22 protein-coding genes are annotated in these 17,133 nt (G+C 39.4%); 13 read left to right on the plus strand and 9 right to left on the minus strand.

Going from position 1 to position 17,133, the window contains the following annotated elements:
* Positions 1-110: 110 nt before the first annotated feature.
* Complete coding sequence (locus ABD000_RS11635; protein ID WP_343767699.1) at positions 111-1,127, plus strand: App1 family protein phosphatidate phosphatase; 1,017 nt, start codon at positions 111-113, stop codon at positions 1,125-1,127.
* Here the strand turns inward: ABD000_RS11635 and ABD000_RS11640 are convergent.
* From ABD000_RS11640 to ABD000_RS11660, 5 genes are all read right to left on the minus strand, one after another.
* A complete protein-coding gene (locus ABD000_RS11640) occupies positions 1,111-1,596 on the minus strand; it encodes a RidA family protein (protein WP_343767703.1) in 486 nt (161 codons plus the stop codon). The genes ABD000_RS11635 and ABD000_RS11640 overlap by 17 nt on opposite strands.
* 63 nt (positions 1,597-1,659) lie before the next feature.
* Positions 1,660-2,058 carry a rhodanese-like domain-containing protein gene (locus ABD000_RS11645; RefSeq protein ID WP_343767706.1) on the minus strand — a complete coding sequence of 133 codons (399 nt, stop codon included), beginning with the start codon at positions 2,056-2,058 and terminating at the stop codon, positions 1,660-1,662.
* A gap of 11 nt (positions 2,059-2,069) precedes the next feature.
* Positions 2,070-2,384: a rhodanese-like domain-containing protein gene (locus ABD000_RS11650; protein WP_343767708.1), complete on the minus strand. Its 315-nt coding sequence runs from the start codon at positions 2,382-2,384 to the stop codon at positions 2,070-2,072.
* Positions 2,385-2,473: 89 nt separating this feature from the next.
* On the minus strand, positions 2,474-3,115 hold the full coding sequence (locus ABD000_RS11655) for a thioredoxin family protein (RefSeq protein ID WP_343767711.1): 642 nt from the start codon (positions 3,113-3,115) through the stop codon (positions 2,474-2,476).
* Positions 3,116-3,637 (minus strand): redoxin domain-containing protein, encoded by a 522-nt coding sequence (locus ABD000_RS11660; protein ID WP_343767715.1) that lies wholly within the window; start codon positions 3,635-3,637, stop codon positions 3,116-3,118.
* A 162-nt stretch (positions 3,638-3,799) separates the two neighbouring features.
* On the opposite strand from ABD000_RS11660, the gene ABD000_RS11665 reads away from it, so the two are divergent.
* The 12 genes from ABD000_RS11665 (at position 3,800) to ABD000_RS11720 (ending at position 13,941) form a co-directional block, all read left to right on the plus strand.
* Positions 3,800-4,231: a MarR family winged helix-turn-helix transcriptional regulator gene (locus ABD000_RS11665; RefSeq protein WP_343767718.1), complete on the plus strand. Its 432-nt coding sequence runs from the start codon at positions 3,800-3,802 to the stop codon at positions 4,229-4,231.
* A gap of 52 nt (positions 4,232-4,283) precedes the next feature.
* A complete protein-coding gene (locus ABD000_RS11670) occupies positions 4,284-4,853 on the plus strand; it encodes a YceI family protein (RefSeq protein ID WP_343767720.1) in 570 nt (189 codons plus the stop codon).
* 188 nt (positions 4,854-5,041) lie between these two features.
* Positions 5,042-6,445 (plus strand): anthranilate synthase component I family protein, encoded by a 1,404-nt coding sequence (locus ABD000_RS11675; protein WP_343767722.1) that lies wholly within the window; start codon positions 5,042-5,044, stop codon positions 6,443-6,445.
* Positions 6,446-6,570: 125 nt separating this feature from the next.
* Positions 6,571-7,143 (plus strand): anthranilate synthase component II, encoded by a 573-nt coding sequence (locus tag ABD000_RS11680; protein WP_343767725.1) that lies wholly within the window; start codon positions 6,571-6,573, stop codon positions 7,141-7,143.
* Positions 7,144-7,152: 9 nt separating this feature from the next.
* Positions 7,153-8,145: an anthranilate phosphoribosyltransferase gene (gene trpD / locus ABD000_RS11685; RefSeq protein ID WP_343767728.1), complete on the plus strand. Its 993-nt coding sequence runs from the start codon at positions 7,153-7,155 to the stop codon at positions 8,143-8,145.
* Positions 8,142-8,963, plus strand: a complete 822-nt coding sequence (trpC, locus tag ABD000_RS11690; protein ID WP_343767731.1) for an indole-3-glycerol phosphate synthase TrpC — start codon at positions 8,142-8,144, stop codon at positions 8,961-8,963. The genes trpD and trpC overlap by 4 nt, the downstream gene beginning before the upstream one ends.
* A 166-nt stretch (positions 8,964-9,129) precedes the next feature.
* Positions 9,130-9,879 (plus strand): phosphoribosylanthranilate isomerase, encoded by a 750-nt coding sequence (locus tag ABD000_RS11695; RefSeq protein ID WP_343767734.1) that lies wholly within the window; start codon positions 9,130-9,132, stop codon positions 9,877-9,879.
* Positions 9,851-11,044 carry a tryptophan synthase subunit beta gene (gene trpB, locus ABD000_RS11700; RefSeq protein ID WP_343768884.1) on the plus strand — a complete coding sequence of 398 codons (1,194 nt, stop codon included), beginning with the start codon at positions 9,851-9,853 and terminating at the stop codon, positions 11,042-11,044. The genes ABD000_RS11695 and trpB overlap by 29 nt, the downstream gene beginning before the upstream one ends.
* Before the next feature lie 162 nt (positions 11,045-11,206).
* Positions 11,207-11,971: a tryptophan synthase subunit alpha gene (gene trpA / locus ABD000_RS11705; protein ID WP_343767737.1), complete on the plus strand. Its 765-nt coding sequence runs from the start codon at positions 11,207-11,209 to the stop codon at positions 11,969-11,971.
* A 61-nt stretch (positions 11,972-12,032) separates the two neighbouring features.
* Positions 12,033-12,833, plus strand: coding sequence for a phosphatase PAP2 family protein (locus tag ABD000_RS11710; RefSeq protein ID WP_343767740.1), 801 nt, complete (start codon positions 12,033-12,035; stop codon positions 12,831-12,833).
* A 112-nt stretch (positions 12,834-12,945) separates the two neighbouring features.
* On the plus strand, positions 12,946-13,749 hold the full coding sequence (locus ABD000_RS11715; protein WP_343767743.1) for a phosphatase PAP2 family protein: 804 nt from the start codon (positions 12,946-12,948) through the stop codon (positions 13,747-13,749).
* Positions 13,750-13,812: 63 nt separating this feature from the next.
* Entirely contained in the window at positions 13,813-13,941 is a 129-nt protein-coding gene (locus tag ABD000_RS11720; RefSeq protein WP_343767746.1) for a 30S ribosomal protein THX, read from the plus strand.
* Positions 13,942-13,943: 2 nt separating this feature from the next.
* Here the strand turns inward: ABD000_RS11720 and ABD000_RS11725 are convergent, their stop codons facing one another.
* The 4 genes from ABD000_RS11725 to ABD000_RS11740 all read right to left on the minus strand — a co-directional run bounded on the left by ABD000_RS11725 (position 13,944) and on the right by ABD000_RS11740 (position 17,092).
* The gene (locus ABD000_RS11725; protein ID WP_343768886.1) at positions 13,944-14,603 is read right to left on the minus strand and encodes a uracil-DNA glycosylase family protein; all 660 of its coding nucleotides are present in this window, start codon (positions 14,601-14,603) and stop codon (positions 13,944-13,946) included.
* A 1-nt stretch (position 14,604) separates the two neighbouring features.
* Entirely contained in the window at positions 14,605-15,372 is a 768-nt protein-coding gene (gene yaaA, locus ABD000_RS11730; RefSeq protein WP_343767748.1) for a peroxide stress protein YaaA, read from the minus strand.
* An 86-nt stretch (positions 15,373-15,458) separates the two neighbouring features.
* A complete protein-coding gene (locus tag ABD000_RS11735) occupies positions 15,459-16,490 on the minus strand; it encodes an RluA family pseudouridine synthase (RefSeq protein WP_343767751.1) in 1,032 nt (343 codons plus the stop codon).
* Complete coding sequence (locus ABD000_RS11740) at positions 16,487-17,092, minus strand: PASTA domain-containing protein (RefSeq protein ID WP_343767754.1); 606 nt, start codon at positions 17,090-17,092, stop codon at positions 16,487-16,489. The genes ABD000_RS11735 and ABD000_RS11740 overlap by 4 nt, the downstream gene beginning before the upstream one ends.
* Positions 17,093-17,133 lie beyond the last annotated feature (41 nt).

Below are 17,133 nucleotides of genomic sequence, written 5' to 3' on the forward strand. Positions count from 1 at the left end.
GAAAAATATAAGATGCTAATTAGGGTTAAATTACGTGATTAAAGTATTAACAAAGTAATAAATAGTTGAACCATTAATAAAGAATAAAGTAAGTTTAAAAAAACATCTTAATGGCTCCCTTTACGTTTATTTCAAATATTATAGATGATCCAGATCCAGTCATCGTATATCCGTTTGATGGGTATGCAAATAAGTCACACATTTACGCTCAAGCCAGGGTGTTAGAAGATGAAGGGATTCAACATCATGAAGAAGATTCTGTCTTAAAAAACATCTACAATACCTACAAACGTTTTGCTACAGATGAGATTCACAATGCAAAAGTAAGGGTGCGCTGTGACGAAGAAACCTTTATCACCTATTCTGATAAGGAGGGCTATATCTACATAGATCATGAGCATAATTTCACCCTTAAGCACCAGCAAAATTTATGGCTGCCCTTGACCTATGAATTGCTGGTAGATGATACTGTAATCCACACGGTTACCGCTTCGATCTTAAAGCCCCATCCCAAGGTTAATTTTGCGGTAATTAGCGATATAGATGATACCTTACTTGAGACGGGTGTAACTTCCTTTTTCAAGTGGCGTCTGTTAGTAAATTCTGTTGCAAAACACAGTGACAAGCGCAAGGCATTTAAAAATGCGGCTAAATTGTATCAGCAATTAAAAAAGGGACCTAGCGGCTACGGAGATAATCCTATGTTTTATTTATCTAATAGCCCGTGGAATTTGCATGAATACATTCATTCGTTTTTAAACCGAAATGATTTTCCCAAAGGACCTTTACTTATGCGGGACTTTGGTCTTGAGAATAAAAAGAAGGACCACTTTACGGAAGAAAATAAATACCTTAAATCCAAGCACTTACTTACCATATATCCCGAAACGAACTTTATTTTGGTGGGTGATGCAGGTGAATTAGACACCGATATTTATTTAGAACTGGCCAAAGAATTCCCCGGAAGAATTTTAGCGATTTACATTCGAAAGGTGAAGAAAAAAAAGAATAATGCGAGAGTAGAAGCTATTCTAACTGCACAAACAGATATTGAGGTGCTCTTATTTAAAGAGACTAAAGAAGCTTTGGCGCACGCGCGTGAACGAGGCTTTATTGAGCCACTTTAATAGCAACTACTTCTATTTCGATTTTAGCTCCTCTGGCCAACGCCTCTGCCGCAAAGGTAGTTCTGGCTGGCTTTTGAGGAAAATATGCCTGGTAAATCTCATTAAACGCTGAAAAATCTTGAATGTCATCTAAAATCACAGTGGCTTTAACAACATCGTCAAGTTCAAGGCCATGGTGCTTGAGCACTGCCTTAATATTTTCTAAGGCTTGTTTTGTCTCTGCCGTTATACCACCATCAACTAAGGTTCTGGTACTGTGATCCATCCCAATTTGTCCTGAAAGATAGTAGATGTCTCCTACTTGTACCACATCACTAAATGGTGCCGACTTCTTTTCAGGCTCATGAGATGAATGAAATACAGGTTCTATTGATAGTTGATGTTTGATGTTATCCCCGCCTCCTTCTTTAAGAGTAGTAGTACAGCTTAACAACAAAATGGTGAACAAAAGAAAAATGACATATCTCATAGGTGTAAAATAAAAAAGGCCACCTATGTACAGGTAGCCGGGTTATCTTATTAAAATATAGAATTAATTATCGGCTTCTACCTTGTCAAACTTCCATTTGCTCAAACCACCATTGAGGTCATATATTTTTTCAAAGCCTTTTTCTTTTAATATTTTGGCACATTTAGCACTGCGCCCGCCGCGCCCACAGTAGACTGCAACCGGTTTGGTTTTATCCAAATGTTCTAGCTTATTGGCAAAATTATCATCGTAAACAATATTTTGTGCATTGTTTAAATGAACCTCGTTAAATTCTTTAACCGTCCTAACATCAATGATCTGCGCTTTTTTAAGTTTAATTAACTCCTGCATTTCTGCTTGAGTCACTAACTGTATTTGCTGTTCCTCTTGAGCAACAGCTTTTTTACAACTTGTAGTAAGCTGAAAAAGCAACACGAAAATTATAAGACCTAATTTTTTCATATTTAGCGCAGTTAAGAATTAATTACCGGTCCATCCCACTCTGTTATACCTCCAATCAAGTTATAGGTTTTCGTAAAACCCATTTGATCCATAATCTGGCATGTTTGAGAACTTCTTCCGCCAGATCTGCAATACACGTAATAAGATTTGGATTTATCTAATTGTTGGATTTCTTCCATGAAGGATCCCGCAGCTAGGATGTTAATGTTTTGTGCCTCTGGGATATACCCTTCTTCAACCTCTTCAGGGGTGCGTACGTCTAATAAGACCGCTTCATCTTCGGCTGCGTACTTTTCTTGAAAATCTTTTGAAGATAACTCTTCCATAATTTGAATAACGAATCTATGGTAAAAGTAGTCTATTTCGGCATAAAAAATAACTCTATCCGTTTTTTCACGATCTCAACTTCGTAGTATTAGGCTTTCTTAATGCTACACCCTATGGCTTTAGTTTCTTGTACATCAATCTTTTTATTAGACAGTAATGCGTTGACAGCATCTTGTACGTAGAATTCGGTTGCATCAGCAGCATCTTTATAATTATTATCAATGGCTCCTATGTATTTGACAAGAAGATCATCGCCCTGTTTTTGTAATACGTAGGTGTGTGGTGTTTTAGTAGCACCGTACTGTGGATATACATTTTGACCTTTATCAAACAGATAAGGAAAGGTAAAGCCTTTTTCTTTGGCTCTCACTTTCATGTTTTTATAGCTGTCTTCGGGATATGCAGGGGTATCGTTAGGATTAATGGCAATCACGGGATAGCCCTTTTTTTTGAATTGTTGATCTAATGCAATGATTCTATCCTCATATAATACAGCATATGGACAATGATTCGTGGTAAAAATGACAATAAAACCTTTAGCTTCAGGATAATCAGCCAAAGACACCATTGAACCATCGATATTTTTTAGGCTAAAATCAGTAGCTTTATCACCTACCTTATATCCTTGAAATGTGCTGATGTCATCACTTGCTACCAAATTAGCTGCCATGGCTACGACAGAGATAATTCCTACAACAACAAGCGCAAAAAGTAATTTAGAAAATTTCATTTATAAGAATTTAGTTAGTTCTTCATTCAATTCTTTGTAGGTAAATGACTGCTCATAAAACGTACGGTCAGTACCCCGATAGATTAAGGTGGCTGGTATTGAACCAGACCAACGCGTGCTTACCTTATTGATCCACCCATTAGCATCTGGATCGTCTAATAACAATACATCTGATTGTATTTTATTTTTTTTTACAAAAGGGATGACTTGTTTTTCCAGTAATTGTGGCATATCCAGACTTACTAAAATCACCTTAACCTTACCAGGATATCGAGAACCTATTGTTTCAAAATACGGTAACTCTTGAACGCAAGGTTTACACCAGGTCGCCCAAAAATTGATTACATACGTGGTATCATTCTGCTGTTTAAGCAATGGAGCCAATTCCTCATAATTAACGATGGGAATTTCGTCCTTGGCAGTCTCTAATAAAGCTTGTGCTTTCAGATCAGTTTGCTCGTTACTTACACACCCCATCAATAGAAAACAGGTTCCGAAAATAAAAAAGTACAATTTGGTCATCTTGCCAAAAGTACCACATGGAGATAGGTTTAGAACAGACTTTAACGATACTTTAAAAATGTGCTGTATCCATTTTAAAACCAGCTGTATTAATTAAATGTTAAATCACAAAATCATCTGCATAATTCTTCTACTTTTGTACAAACAAATATTGTAGATACATTGATTGAAACAACGCAACAATTAGAGCGTAAAGCAGTGATTACCATTTCAACAACAGGTAACTTAGTGATTGACCAACTCGCGGAGGCGTTTAAACCCTATGATATAAGCCTTCCACAATTTAATGTATTGCGCATTTTGCGTGGTCAAAAAGGTAAACCGGCTAGTTTACAGTGTGTGCAGGATAAAATGCTGCACAAAATGAGTAACACTACCCGCCTGGTCGATAAATTAATTGCGAAAGGATATGTGTGTAGAGAAGTATGCAGTCATAATCGGCGTAAAATAGAGATCACACTTACTCAAGGAGGACTTGAATTTATTAATAGCCTGGATCGGGTATTAGATCAAACGGAACATGAGCTTACAAAAAATTATACGCAGCAAGAATTAGAAACCCTAATCCACTTACTTCAAAAAATGAACACCTAAATTTTTTATACTAACTATTGTACATACAACAATCAATTTAAACCTAGAAATTATGAAAACAATTCAATCACTTACATTAATTTTATTCGCAGCTACTATGACAGCAACAGCAACTAATCCTATTAAGGAAAAAATCAACGTAAAAGAGAGTTCTATCAACTGGACCGGAAAAAAACTTACCGGTTCCCACAATGGAACCATCCAATTAAAAAGTGGCTATCTTGAAATGGACGGCGATAAGATCACCGGCGGTGAATTTATTGTAGACATGTCTTCTATTATAGTTACCGATCTTAAAGCTGGCGATGGCAAAGAAAAACTAGAAGGTCACCTTCACTCTGATGACTTCTTTAGTACGAAAGATCATCCCACAGCTACTCTTACGATCAAAAATGCGATTAAAGCAGAAGGCGGATATAATGTGGCAGCAGACATGACGATCAAGAACATCACTAAACCAATCACGTTCTTTTTAGCAAAAGAGGGGAATAAGGCGATGGCCAATGTAAAGATTGATCGTACCAAATATAATGTGCGGTATGGTTCTGGTAGTTTTTTTGACAGTTTAGGTGACAATGTGATTTACGATGATTTTGAATTGGACGTAAACTTGACATTTTAACGGCTGTTTGGTTTGCATTTCAAATATTCATACCTATATTTGAACTAACAAATGAAAAAACAAACAGTACATACTTGGTGGTGGACATTTACTTCGTAAAACGTCGTGAACTAAGCTCCTGTACTTCATATACATCATTAAAGGCTTGTCATCACGACAGGCCTTTTTTAATGAATAAATTTTAATGCATGCGATTTCGCTTAACTACATATACTAAAAAACTTTTAGCCGATACCATTACGCCGGTTTCAGTATACCTGCGTGTGAGGGATAAGTTTCCTAATAGCCTGCTGCTTGAGAGTAGTGATTATCACGCTAACGATAACAGTTTTAGCTATATCTGTTGCAATCCTATTGCGACTATTACGGTGGATAAAAACAGCATAAAAAAGGAATTTCCAGATGGGTCGAACCAAAAAATTACCATCGATGAATCGGTCAACATTCCGCAGCAAATAGAAGAGTTTGCGCAATGCTTTGAACAGCAGGATCGACCTGATTTAAAGTTTATCCACAACGGTCTTTTTGGCTACATGAGTTACGATGCGGTACGGCATTTTGAAGACATCACCATCACCCGCCATCCAGATGCTATTGAAATCCCGGATCTGCATTATGCGGTATATCAAAATATCATCGCGATCAATCATTTCAATAACGAAGCCTATCTTTTTTGCCATAGTAGAACAGGAGATAATAATATCGCAGAGATTGAACGCCTGCTCAACGTAAAGACCTTTGCAGAATATCCGTTTCACAAAGAAGGTGAGCCAACCTCTAATTTAACCGATGATCAGTTTAAAGAATTTGTCGCTAAGGGAAAAAAGCATTGCGCACGCGGAGATGTATTTCAATTGGTGTTAAGCAGAAGATTCTCTCAGGCCTTTAAAGGCGATGAATTTAATGTGTATCGCACCCTGCGGAGTATCAATCCCTCGCCTTACCTATTTTATTTTGACTACGGGAATTTTAAAATATTTGGCAGCTCTCCTGAAGCTCAGCTGGTCGTAAAAGATAATCACGCCGAAATCCATCCCATTGCCGGGACCTTTAAGCGCACCGGTAATGATGAACAGGATGCAGAACTCGCCCGTAAGCTATCTGCAGATGAGAAAGAGAACAGTGAACACGTGATGCTGGTTGATTTGGCGCGTAATGATCTAAGCCGAAACGGTCAAGACGTCAACGTAGAAACCTACAGAGAGGTACAATTCTTTTCGCACGTCATTCATTTGGTAAGTAAGGTAACCGCCCAAAAACACGATCATTCCTCGACCATGCAGGTGGTGGCAGATACCTTTCCTGCGGGGACGTTGAGTGGAGCGCCTAAGCATAAGGCGATGCAGCTCATTGATCAATATGAAACCACCAACAGGGCATTTTACGGTGGTGCAATAGGGTTCATGGATTTTAGCGGCAATTTTAATCATGCTATAATCATTAGATCATTTTTGAGTAAAAACCATGCCTTGCATTATCAGGCTGGCGCCGGAATAGTTTCAGAAAGTGTTGAGGAAAACGAACTCCAGGAAGTCTATAACAAGCTAGGAGCATTGACTAAGGCCTTAGAAATGGCTGAAGAAGTATTCTAAAATGAAGATGAAGTTGAAGTTGAAGTCGAAGTTGAATGAATAGTATTGTCTGTCACATTGAGCGGAGTCGAAATGTGATTAATGAATTAAATTAAAAAGATTTCCGCCTTCGCGGGAAATATCATATGAAGAAAATCTTAGTCATTGATAATTACGACAGCTTTGTGTACAATCTTGTACACTACCTAGAAGAGCTGGAGTGCGAGGTCACCGTTAAACGCAACGATCAGTTGTATATCGAAGAGGTAGAAGCCTACGACAAAGTATTGCTCTCACCGGGTCCGGGTATTCCTGATGAAGCCGGGTTACTCAAGGAAATAATTAAGACATACGCCACCACCAAACCTATGCTAGGTGTTTGCTTAGGTCATCAAGCCATGGGGGAAGTATTTGGCGGTAAAATCATTAACCTTCCAGAGGTTTTTCACGGCGTAGCCACGACCATGAATGTGACGCAGCAGAATACGCTTCTCTTCAAAAATTTACCCGATGTTATTCAGGTTGGTCGGTATCACTCTTGGGTGGTCGATAAAGACTCCCTCCCGCAACAACTTGAAGTGACGGCAGTAGATGAATCCGGACAAATAATGGCGTTTCGCCATAAAGAATTAGACGTGCACGGTGTACAATTTCATCCGGAATCGGTCTTAACTCCCCAAGGAAAACAAATGATTAAAAACTGGGTAGAAGCATCTTAATATTATGCCATGAAAGAAACCCTAAACAGACTCATTAACCACGAAGAATTGACTAAGGCAGAAGCCAAATCTATCTTAGTCAATATTTCTGAAGGTAAATACAATCAAGCACAAATCGCTGCCTTTCTAACTGTATACATGATGCGCACGGTAACCGTAGAAGAGCTGGAAGGATTTAGAGATGCGCTCTTAGAATTATGTGTGGCGGTAGACTTAAGCGCATATGATCCCATTGATCTGTGTGGCACCGGGGGTGATGGCAAAAACACCTTTAATATTTCAACCTTGGCCAGTTTTGTTACTGCTGCTGTGGGAGTACCCGTGTCCAAACACGGTAATTACGGGGTTTCTTCTGTAAGTGGAAGCAGTAATGTAATGGAGCATTTGGGGATTAGCTTTAGCAATGAAACAGATCACCTAAAAAAATGTATGGATAAGACCAATATATGCGTACTGCATGCACCTCTCTTCCATCCCGCGATGAAGAATGTGGGACCAATAAGAAGAGAACTCGGTGTAAAAACCTTTTTCAACATGCTTGGTCCCATGGTTAATCCGGCATTTCCTCAAAAACAACTCGTAGGAGTATTTAATTTAGAACTCGCCAGAATGTACGGGTATCTCTATCAAAAAAGCAACAAACGGTTTACCATTTTACATGCCCTGGATGGGTACGATGAAATTTCACTTACCGGTGCAACCAAGGCTATCGGGAATGGAAAAGAGCAAATGCTTCAACCTACAGATTTTGGTGTTGAAACTATCGCACAAAATGACATCTACGGGGGAGAAAGTGTTCAAGAATCTGCAGCTATTTTCCTGAAAGTCATCCAAGGAAACGGTACTACCGCTCAGACTAACGTGGTCTGCGCTAATGCAGGCATGGCGATTGCCACAGCGAGAGATTTGACTCCGCAACAAGGATTTGATCAGGCAAAAGAGGCGCTATTAAGCGGTAAAGCGTTAAACACACTCAAAACACTACAAGCCCTAAGTCAATGAGAAACATTTTAGATCAAATAGTTGCCGACAAACGAAAGGAAGTGCATCTAAGAAAGCAAGTATTACTCCAAGAATATTTGGAGAAAAGTCCGCTGTTTGAACGTACTCCCATCCGCATGGCAGATACAGTAAGAGCGTCGACTACAGGAATTATTGCCGAATTTAAGCGACGATCTCCCAGTAAGTCGGTAATCAACCAAAATGCCAATGTTCAGGATGTAGCTCAAGGGTATGAAGAAGCAGGTTTTGGTGGAATGTCGGTTTTGACCGATGGCAAATACTTTGGAGGATCACTGGATGATTTAATATTGGCAAGAGCCAGCTGTAGTTTACCGCTGCTGCGGAAGGAGTTTATCATAGATGAATATCAAATCCTAACCGCCAAAGCATATGGGGCGGATTGTATTTTATTGATTGCTGCAGTCCTCTCTGCCGAAGAGATCAAACACTACAGTGCATTTGCGGGATCACTTGGCCTTTCAGTATTGTGCGAAATACACGGTGAAGATGAATTACAGAAAACCTTGGTAGAAACGGTAGACATGATTGGGGTCAACAATAGGAACTTAAAAACCTTTGAGGTTGATATCGCGACTAGCAAAAATTTAGCAGATCAAATCCCCAAAGAATTTTTAAAAGTATCAGAAAGCGGGATCAGTGATCCCCGTACTATTGTAGAGTTAATGCCCTATGGGTTTGAAGGTTTTTTGATTGGAGAGTGTTTTATGAAAGAACATGATCCAGCTCTTGCGGCATTTAAGTTTGCGGAAGAATTAAAAACACTGCACACACAAAAGTCGATTAGATTGAAGGAATAGTATAATAAGATCCCGGATCAAGTCCGGAATGACGAATAATGATATTCCCCCTCTTGAGAGGGGAAAGAATCGCCAAAGGCGATTCAGGGGTGTGTAAAAAGTAATGAATAAAAAGATCCCCGGGTCAAACCTGAGATGACACCGTCACATTGAGCGGAGTCGAAATGTGATTACTAAAACAAGTTTAAAAATTCCTGAAACATCCCGAAGCTTCGGGACAGGATATAAAAAGTTTCCCGCCTTCGCGGGAATGAATATGAAACTAAAAATCTGTGGCATAAAACATAATCCGACTGAGGTAGCTAGTCTATCACCTGACTACATGGGCTTTATCTTTTACGATAAATCTCCGCGTTATGTCGCAGAGGTTCCGGAAGACATACCTCTTCACATTCAAAAAGTGGGGGTATTCGTAAATGCTTCTGTGGAAGATGTTGTAGAAAAAACCAAAGGCTTCGGGTTGGCCGCGATACAATTGCATGGAGATGAGTCTGTGGAGTATATCGAACTGCTTCGGCATAGCTTCCGCGAAAGCGAAATAAACGTTCCAGAAATCTGGAAAGTATTCGGCATAAAGGATCAGTTGGACATTGATGCTCTTAGGAAATTCGAGTCAGTCTCAGATAAATTTTTATTTGATACTAAAGGAGCCTCACGGGGTGGGAATGGAGTCACATTTGACTGGCAACTACTCAAAAACTATAACCTCAACACACCCTATTGGCTTAGCGGCGGGATAGGACTTGAGGAAATGAAGGAGGTTAAAATATTTAGTCAAACCAAGGCTGCAAAAAAATTATACGGGATTGACATCAACAGCAAGGTCGAAATCAGCCCCGGATTAAAAGATAAAAAGAAAATTCACGAACTAAAAACATGCTATGATGATGACAGAACAACTCTCGTATCACGCTGATGAAAAAGGATATTACGGCGATTTTGGAGGAGCATTTATTCCGGAAATGCTCTACCCCAATGTGGAAGAGTTACGCTCTCACTACTTGGATATTATTGGAGAAACCTCGTTTCAGGAGGAGTTTCAGGCATTATTAAGGGATTATGTGGGGCGCCCAACACCGCTCTATTTCGCCAAAAGGTTAAGTGAAAAATACGGCACCAAAATTTACCTAAAAAGAGAAGATTTATGTCATACCGGTGCCCACAAGGTGAACAATACCATAGGTCAGATTTTACTAGCGCAACGATTGGGTAAAAAACGCATTATCGCAGAAACCGGCGCGGGTCAGCACGGTGTGGCTACCGCTACAGTTTGCGCGCTTATGGGTATTGAATGTATTGTGTATATGGGTGCGGTAGATATTGAGCGACAAGCCCCAAATGTGGCCCGCATGAAGATGTTGGGAGCCAAAGTAGTCCCTGCAACCTCTGGAAGCAAAACTCTTAAAGATGCGACCAATGAAGCGATACGAGACTGGATTAATAATCCTGTGGATACGCATTATATCATTGGCTCTGTGGTGGGACCTCATCCCTATCCAGATATGGTAGCCAGATTTCAAGCGATTATTTCTAAAGAAACCAAGAAACAGTTGCTGGAGAAAGAGGGGCGTGAAGATCCTGATTATGTAATTGCCTGCGTGGGTGGAGGCAGCAATGCCGCCGGAATGTATTATCATTATTTAGATAATCCTAAGGTTAAGATTATAGCCGTTGAAGCGGCAGGAAAAGGAGTTTCTAGTGGAGAAAGCGCAGCTACCACAGCTTTGGGAAAAGAAGGCATTATCCATGGCAGCAAAACGTTATTGATGCAAACCGGTGACGGTCAAATTACTGAGCCCTACTCTATTTCGGCAGGGTTAGATTATCCTGGGATCGGTCCTATGCACGCACATTTGTACCGTAGTGGTAGAGCTCAATTCGTCTCAGTGACCGATGAAGCTGCTATGCAAGCGGGGATAGAGGTTTCTAAACTTGAGGGAATTATTCCTGCGATTGAAACCAGTCACGCTTTTGCCATTTTTGATCAAATGGATTTTAAGGAGGATGATGTGTTGGTGTTTAATTTATCTGGTAGAGGCGATAAAGATTTACAGACCTATATTGATTATTTTGGGTTGTGAGAATGATTCGATTTAATTTTTCTGTCACATTGAGCGGAGTCGAAATGTGATTAAGACAAATGATTAAAACTCTGAAACATCCCGAAGCTTCGGGATAGGATATAAAAAGATTCCCGCCTACGCGGGAAGTAAACAGATCCCGGATCAAGTCCGGGAATAAATATGAATAGAATACAACAAAAATTACAGGAAAATAAAAAGCTTTTATCCATCTACTTTACAGCGGGGTACCCTAATTTAAAAGATACGGTTCCCGTACTTAAGGCTTTGCAAGCTTCAGGAGTAGACATGGTGGAAATAGGCCTGCCTTTTAGCGATCCCTTAGCCGATGGACCTACCATTCAAGAAAGTTCTACCGCTGCTCTTAAAAATGGAATGAATACACAAAAACTCTTTGATCAACTTAAAAGAATAAGAGCACAGGTAGACATTCCTTTGATCGCGATGGGATATTTTAATCCCATGCTTCAATATGGCGTAGAAAAATTTTGTGCTGCCTGTGCTGAAATTGGCATTGACGGTATCATTATGCCAGATCTTCCGCTTGACGTTTGGCAAGAAAAATATAAAGCTATCTATGATCAATACAGTTTACTCAACATCTTTTTGATCACTCCGCAAACCTCTGAAGAACGCATTAGAGCAATTGATGACGCCAGTGATGGCTTTATTTATATGGTAAGCAGTGCAAGTACAACAGGAGCGAAAACCGGATTTGGTGATGAGCAATCTGATTATTTTAAACGTATAGCTGCGATGAATTTAAAAAATCCGCAAATTGTAGGTTTTGGGATCAGTAACGCCCAAACGTTCAAGGCAGCCACCACTCATGCCAAAGGAGCAATCATTGGGTCTGCTTTTATTAAGCATCTAACAGCTCATGGAGTTGATAGAATTCAGGATTTTATTCGGGAAATAAGAGCGTAAGGCTGTTAGCTTCACGTTAAAATGAGGGGTAATCTCGTAGTATTCACTCACATTTGTGTTGATGAATATTCTGAACACCGCTATACTATTTATTTTTTTAGGCTATTTTTCAAGCCGCGCCCAATCTCCCTATGAGGTAGATTGGCTTACAGATAGTGGAATTACGGCTGTTGCTTTAGGTGGGACGTATTTTGGATTTAAAGAAATCAAGAGTAAACCATTTATTACTACTACAGAATTAAACTCGCTAAATCCTGAAAATATCCCTTTTTATGACCGTTGGGCGGTAGGGAATTATTCAGAAAAAGCCGAAAAAGTAAGCGATTATCCCTTTTATGCATCCTTTGCACTACCGATTATATTTTCTCTGGATAATAATCAGCGAAGTCACGCCGCAGATATTTACGGCATGTATGTACAATCTATGGCCATCACCGGTGCGCTCTATTCCCTTAGCGCAGGTTTAATTACTCGCTATCGGCCCTTGACGTACAATAAATCTCTTCCTTTTGAAAAACGAACACACAGTAAAAATACCCGTTCTTTTTTTGGTGGACACGTTGCCGCCACAGCCACAGCGACCTTTTTTACAGCAAAAATATACAATGACTTTAACCCTAATGGTGGATACACTGATATCGTGTGGGTAGGAGCAGTAGCAATTCCCTTGTTTGTAGCGTATTTAAGAACTAAAGCAGGGAAGCACTTTTTATCAGACAATGTCGTTGGCTTTTTAGTTGGAATGACCAGCGGAATTTTAGTCCCAGAGCTGCACAAGATTACCTCGTCAAACGAATCTCAAAATCCTGAAATCAAAGGGATACAGCGACCTTTTTCTATTGGTTATTCATTTTCTTTCTAACTAATGCAAGACGCATAAGTCATCTTAAGAAAATCCTAATCTATGTTACGATTTGGTTAAAGCCTTATGTAGGCCGCTATCTTTATAACACATTTGTACAAAATCGTAGTTTATGAGAATTTTCATTGTTTTTTTATTGTGCACAAGCCTGATGGCAGCTCAAGACGTTGACTTTACTACTAATTCTCCCTATGAAACCGACTGGGTGAAAGACGGAATTTGGACCGGAGTGGGCATAGGTGTAAGTGCCTATGGCTTATATCTTAATTTGCAAAAAGATGATTTTACAGAACAAGAATTAAACAACTTAAATAAAGATGATATCGCCGGTATAGACCGATGGGTAGCCGGAAACTCTTCAGAATCTGCGAATAGCCTAAGTGATATTCCTTTTTATGCCAGTTTTGCCATGCCCTTGGTATTGCTTTATGATAAAAATGAACGTTCACACGCGGGGCAAATAGCAGGTTTGTATGTAGAGACCATGGCTACCACAGCGGTATTTTATACCATGAGTTCTGCGCTGATTGATCGCACACGACCCTTAACCTACGACACGTCTCTTGAAACAGATGAGCGAGCAGATAGTAAAAATAAAAGTTCCTTTTTAGGGGGACATGTAGCGGCCACTACAGCTGCCACTATGTTTGCCGCGAAAGTATATCATGACTTTAATCCAAACAGCAAATACCGCAAATGGGTGTGGTTGACCGCAGGAGCATTGCCGCTTGCTGTAGGTTATCTGCGTATGGAGGCAGGGAAACATTTTTTAACCGACAATTTAGCAGGTTATGCGGTAGGGATTGCCTGCGGAATTCTAGTGCCAGAATTGCACAGAAAGAAAAATGCCGATATAAGTCTATTTCCATTGATTGGTAATGATTATAGGGCTATGGCTCTGACCTATAAATTTTAACGGGAGTTTAAAATAATTTTTTTAAAGGATGACTATCTTAGAAAAAAGAAAAAACTAAACACAATGGGAAGAGGGGATCGCAAAACAAAACGTGGTAAAATACAACTGGGAAGCTATGGTAAACTAAGACCTAGAAAGAAGAAATTTAAACCGAATGCAAAAACCATAAAAGCACAACAAGAGAAGGTCTAATCCTAAGAGAAATAAGTAGCATATTGCTTTACCCTAAAATCAAACGTATTGAATTTAGGGTTTTTATTTTTTAATTCTTTGTATTCCTGCATGCTTCCTATGGCCATATTGGCTGCACCAGAGGGAGAAATCAAACTCACTACACGTATGTTTCGGTGATCTGATAATTTGAAAAAGTGCTCTTTTGGATGCGCTTCATTTTCTAGGATTAAACTAATTTGATGCGTTTTTAGATGTTTCCGAAGAAAATATTCGGGTCCATTTTTACTGTTTCCACCCATTAATAAAAGTGTTTCTATCGAAGGATTCTCACGTAAAATGGAGACTATAGGTCTTAGCTCAGCATCGTACATTCCTAAATCTGAGGCATCTATTTTTTTCCGCTTCGCGGAAGAAACGATATCACAAATCCCAATCTTATATTTTTGTAGAAAATTCTTGCGTTGTTCAATGGCTTTAACTGTAGTTTCATAGCTCAACTGAAGGCTAAAAGCTTCGTCCAGCACCTTCCACAATAATCCATCAATACTGCCGTAACAAAAGTCTACATCGCCAAGTTTAAAATCTTGGGTAACGAACCGTGGCGGCGGAAGCGTTCCTACAATCAATTTAGTTGAACCTTCAGGAATAAAGGGTGGGTATGGATGGGTGCGTTTAAAAATATTATCGCGTAAAAACCAATTCGTTTTTTTCTAGATTAGAATGTTTTTCACTAAAACCATAGTCCTCATAATCAAACCCTTTTAAGTCATCAATGCTTTGCGCATTTTTGTCTATAATGTAACGCACCATTAACCCACGGGCTTTTTTGGCGTAAAAGCTTATGATTTTAAGTTTTCCGTTCTTATAGTCTTTAAAAATAGGTGTTATTACGGGAACCTTGAGTTCTTTCTCATTAACGGCTTTAAAATATTCATTACTCGCTAGATTTATGAAAAGCTCATTCTCTTTTAATTCTTCATTTAGAGATTGAGTCACTTTTTCTTGCCAAACATCATACAAATCATCATTGGTTTGACCAATGGGAAGCTTGGTTCCCATCTCTAAACGATAAGCCTGCATGAGGTCTAAAGGTCTTAAAACTCCGTATAAACCAGAAAGAATGCGCAGGCTATCTTGGAGGCGATCTAAATGCTTTGTATCAATAGAATAGGCATCGATCCCATCATACACATCGCCATCAAAGGTATAAATCGCAGGTCTGGAATTTGATTTGGTGTGCTCCTCTTCAAATTCTTGAAAGCGACCGTAATTTAAATCTGCCAGCTTATCGCTTATGCTCATAAGCTCAGCAATTTCATCTTTAGTCATTCTACCCAATTTGCGGGCGATTTGATTGGTAGTTTCTAAAAATTGAGGTTGAGTGCCACGATTGGTGGGTACTTTATCCTCTAAATTGAGTGACTTAGCGGGAGATACAACAATTTTCAACGGTATAACAATTTAGATTTTTTCAAAAATAAGAGCAATTGGCTAAACGTATTAGAATTTAGTATCAGCTTAACGAAATCTTATTCTTAATATTTCGCGTGCTGCGCATATTGTCGCCACTTTTCAATGCATGTGGTCATATCTTCAGGAATTTCAGAATCAAAAGACATGGCTTTACACGTTTTAGGATGTACAAATCCAAGTGTCTTGGCGTGTAGCGCTTGCCGTGGCAGTACCTGAAAACAGTTTTCTACAAACTGCTTGTATTTTGAAAAAGTAGTTCCTTTTAGAATCTTATCGCCGCCATAACGCTCATCGTTAAATAGCGTATGACCTATATACTTCATATGAACACGTATTTGATGTGTCCTCCCAGTTTCAAGTTTACAAGACACAAGCGTTACATAACCCAAGCGTTCAATGACTTTATAATGAGTAATGGCAGGTTTACCTTCCTGATCTTGATCATCTGTATAGACCATATTTTGAAGACGGTTTTTAGGATTTCGACCAATATTGCCTTCAATGGTACCCTCATCATCTTTGACATCTCCCCACACCAACGCGACATACTCACGTTGTGAGGTTTTATTGGCAAATTGATCTGAGAGGTGCGCCATGGCCTCCTCGGTCTTGGCGACGACTAAAAGTCCGCTGGTATCTTTATCAATTCGATGAACTAATCCCGGGCGGTTACTGGAGTTATTGGGTAAATGTTCAAAGTGGTGTATGAGTCCGTTAATCAACGTACCAGAGTAGTTGCCGTGACCGGGATGGACGACCATTCCGGCATCCTTATTGATCACTAGTAGTGTGTCATCTTCATAAACGATGTTTAGGGGCAAATCTTCAGGTACCAGTAAATTTTCATGGGGAGGATGCTCAAAGAGTACTTTTACAGCATCTCCTGCTTTGACCTTGTAATTTTGTTTGACCACTTGGTCGTTGACATAAATATTACCATTTTTTGCTGCTTGTTGGATCTTATTCCGCGTGGCGTTTTCAATAAAATTCATTAAGAATTTATCTACTCGTAGGGGTTCCTGCCCTTTAGATGCGACAAAATGATAGTGCTCGTATAACCCATCCTGGTCTTCAACGGTATCTATTGCACTCATTCTTGTGGTGTGGATGAAGTATCTGTATCAGTACTCTGGGGCAGCTTGTAGAGTTGTGAACCATCACCAATAATAATATCTATAGTAGATGTCTTCATGAGTTTATCCCCGGATTTTAATTTCTCCCCGTTGTGGTATAAACCCAGAACTGCATCTTTAGCAAAATCTGGACGCTTAGTGACTTCTCCTATTTTTAATCCAAGGGCAATTAGCGTAGGTTCAACCTGGCGCCTGGATTGGCGCATAAAAATGGGTATCTCCACATCACGATACCCTGAAGGATTTAGCGTCAAGTAAATTTTTCGATCTTCTTTAACAAAGCTTCCCGGTTTGGGGACTTGTTCAACGACAGCATATTGAGGATAGCTGGGGTTATAATTAGCAGAGTCGAGAACCTCATACCTTAAATTAAATTCTCTAAGTTTCTCTGCGGCAATGTCTGTAGAAAAACCAGCCAAATCAGGAACCTCGATTTTTTGATCATGGTTTGTCGTAAAACTAAGCCATTTTAATACTAAAAAGATCAACAAAAAGAGAATGATTAAGGCTATTCCAATTTGTATAAAAAAAGTTTTACTTTTTAAAAACTGTATAATTCGCATAGTATGTTATGTTCGACAAAGATATAAAAGCTGATTGTTTT

The sequence above is a fragment of the Gangjinia marincola genome (assembly GCF_039523415.1).
GTDB lineage: Bacteria > Bacteroidota > Bacteroidia > Flavobacteriales > Flavobacteriaceae > Gangjinia > Gangjinia marincola.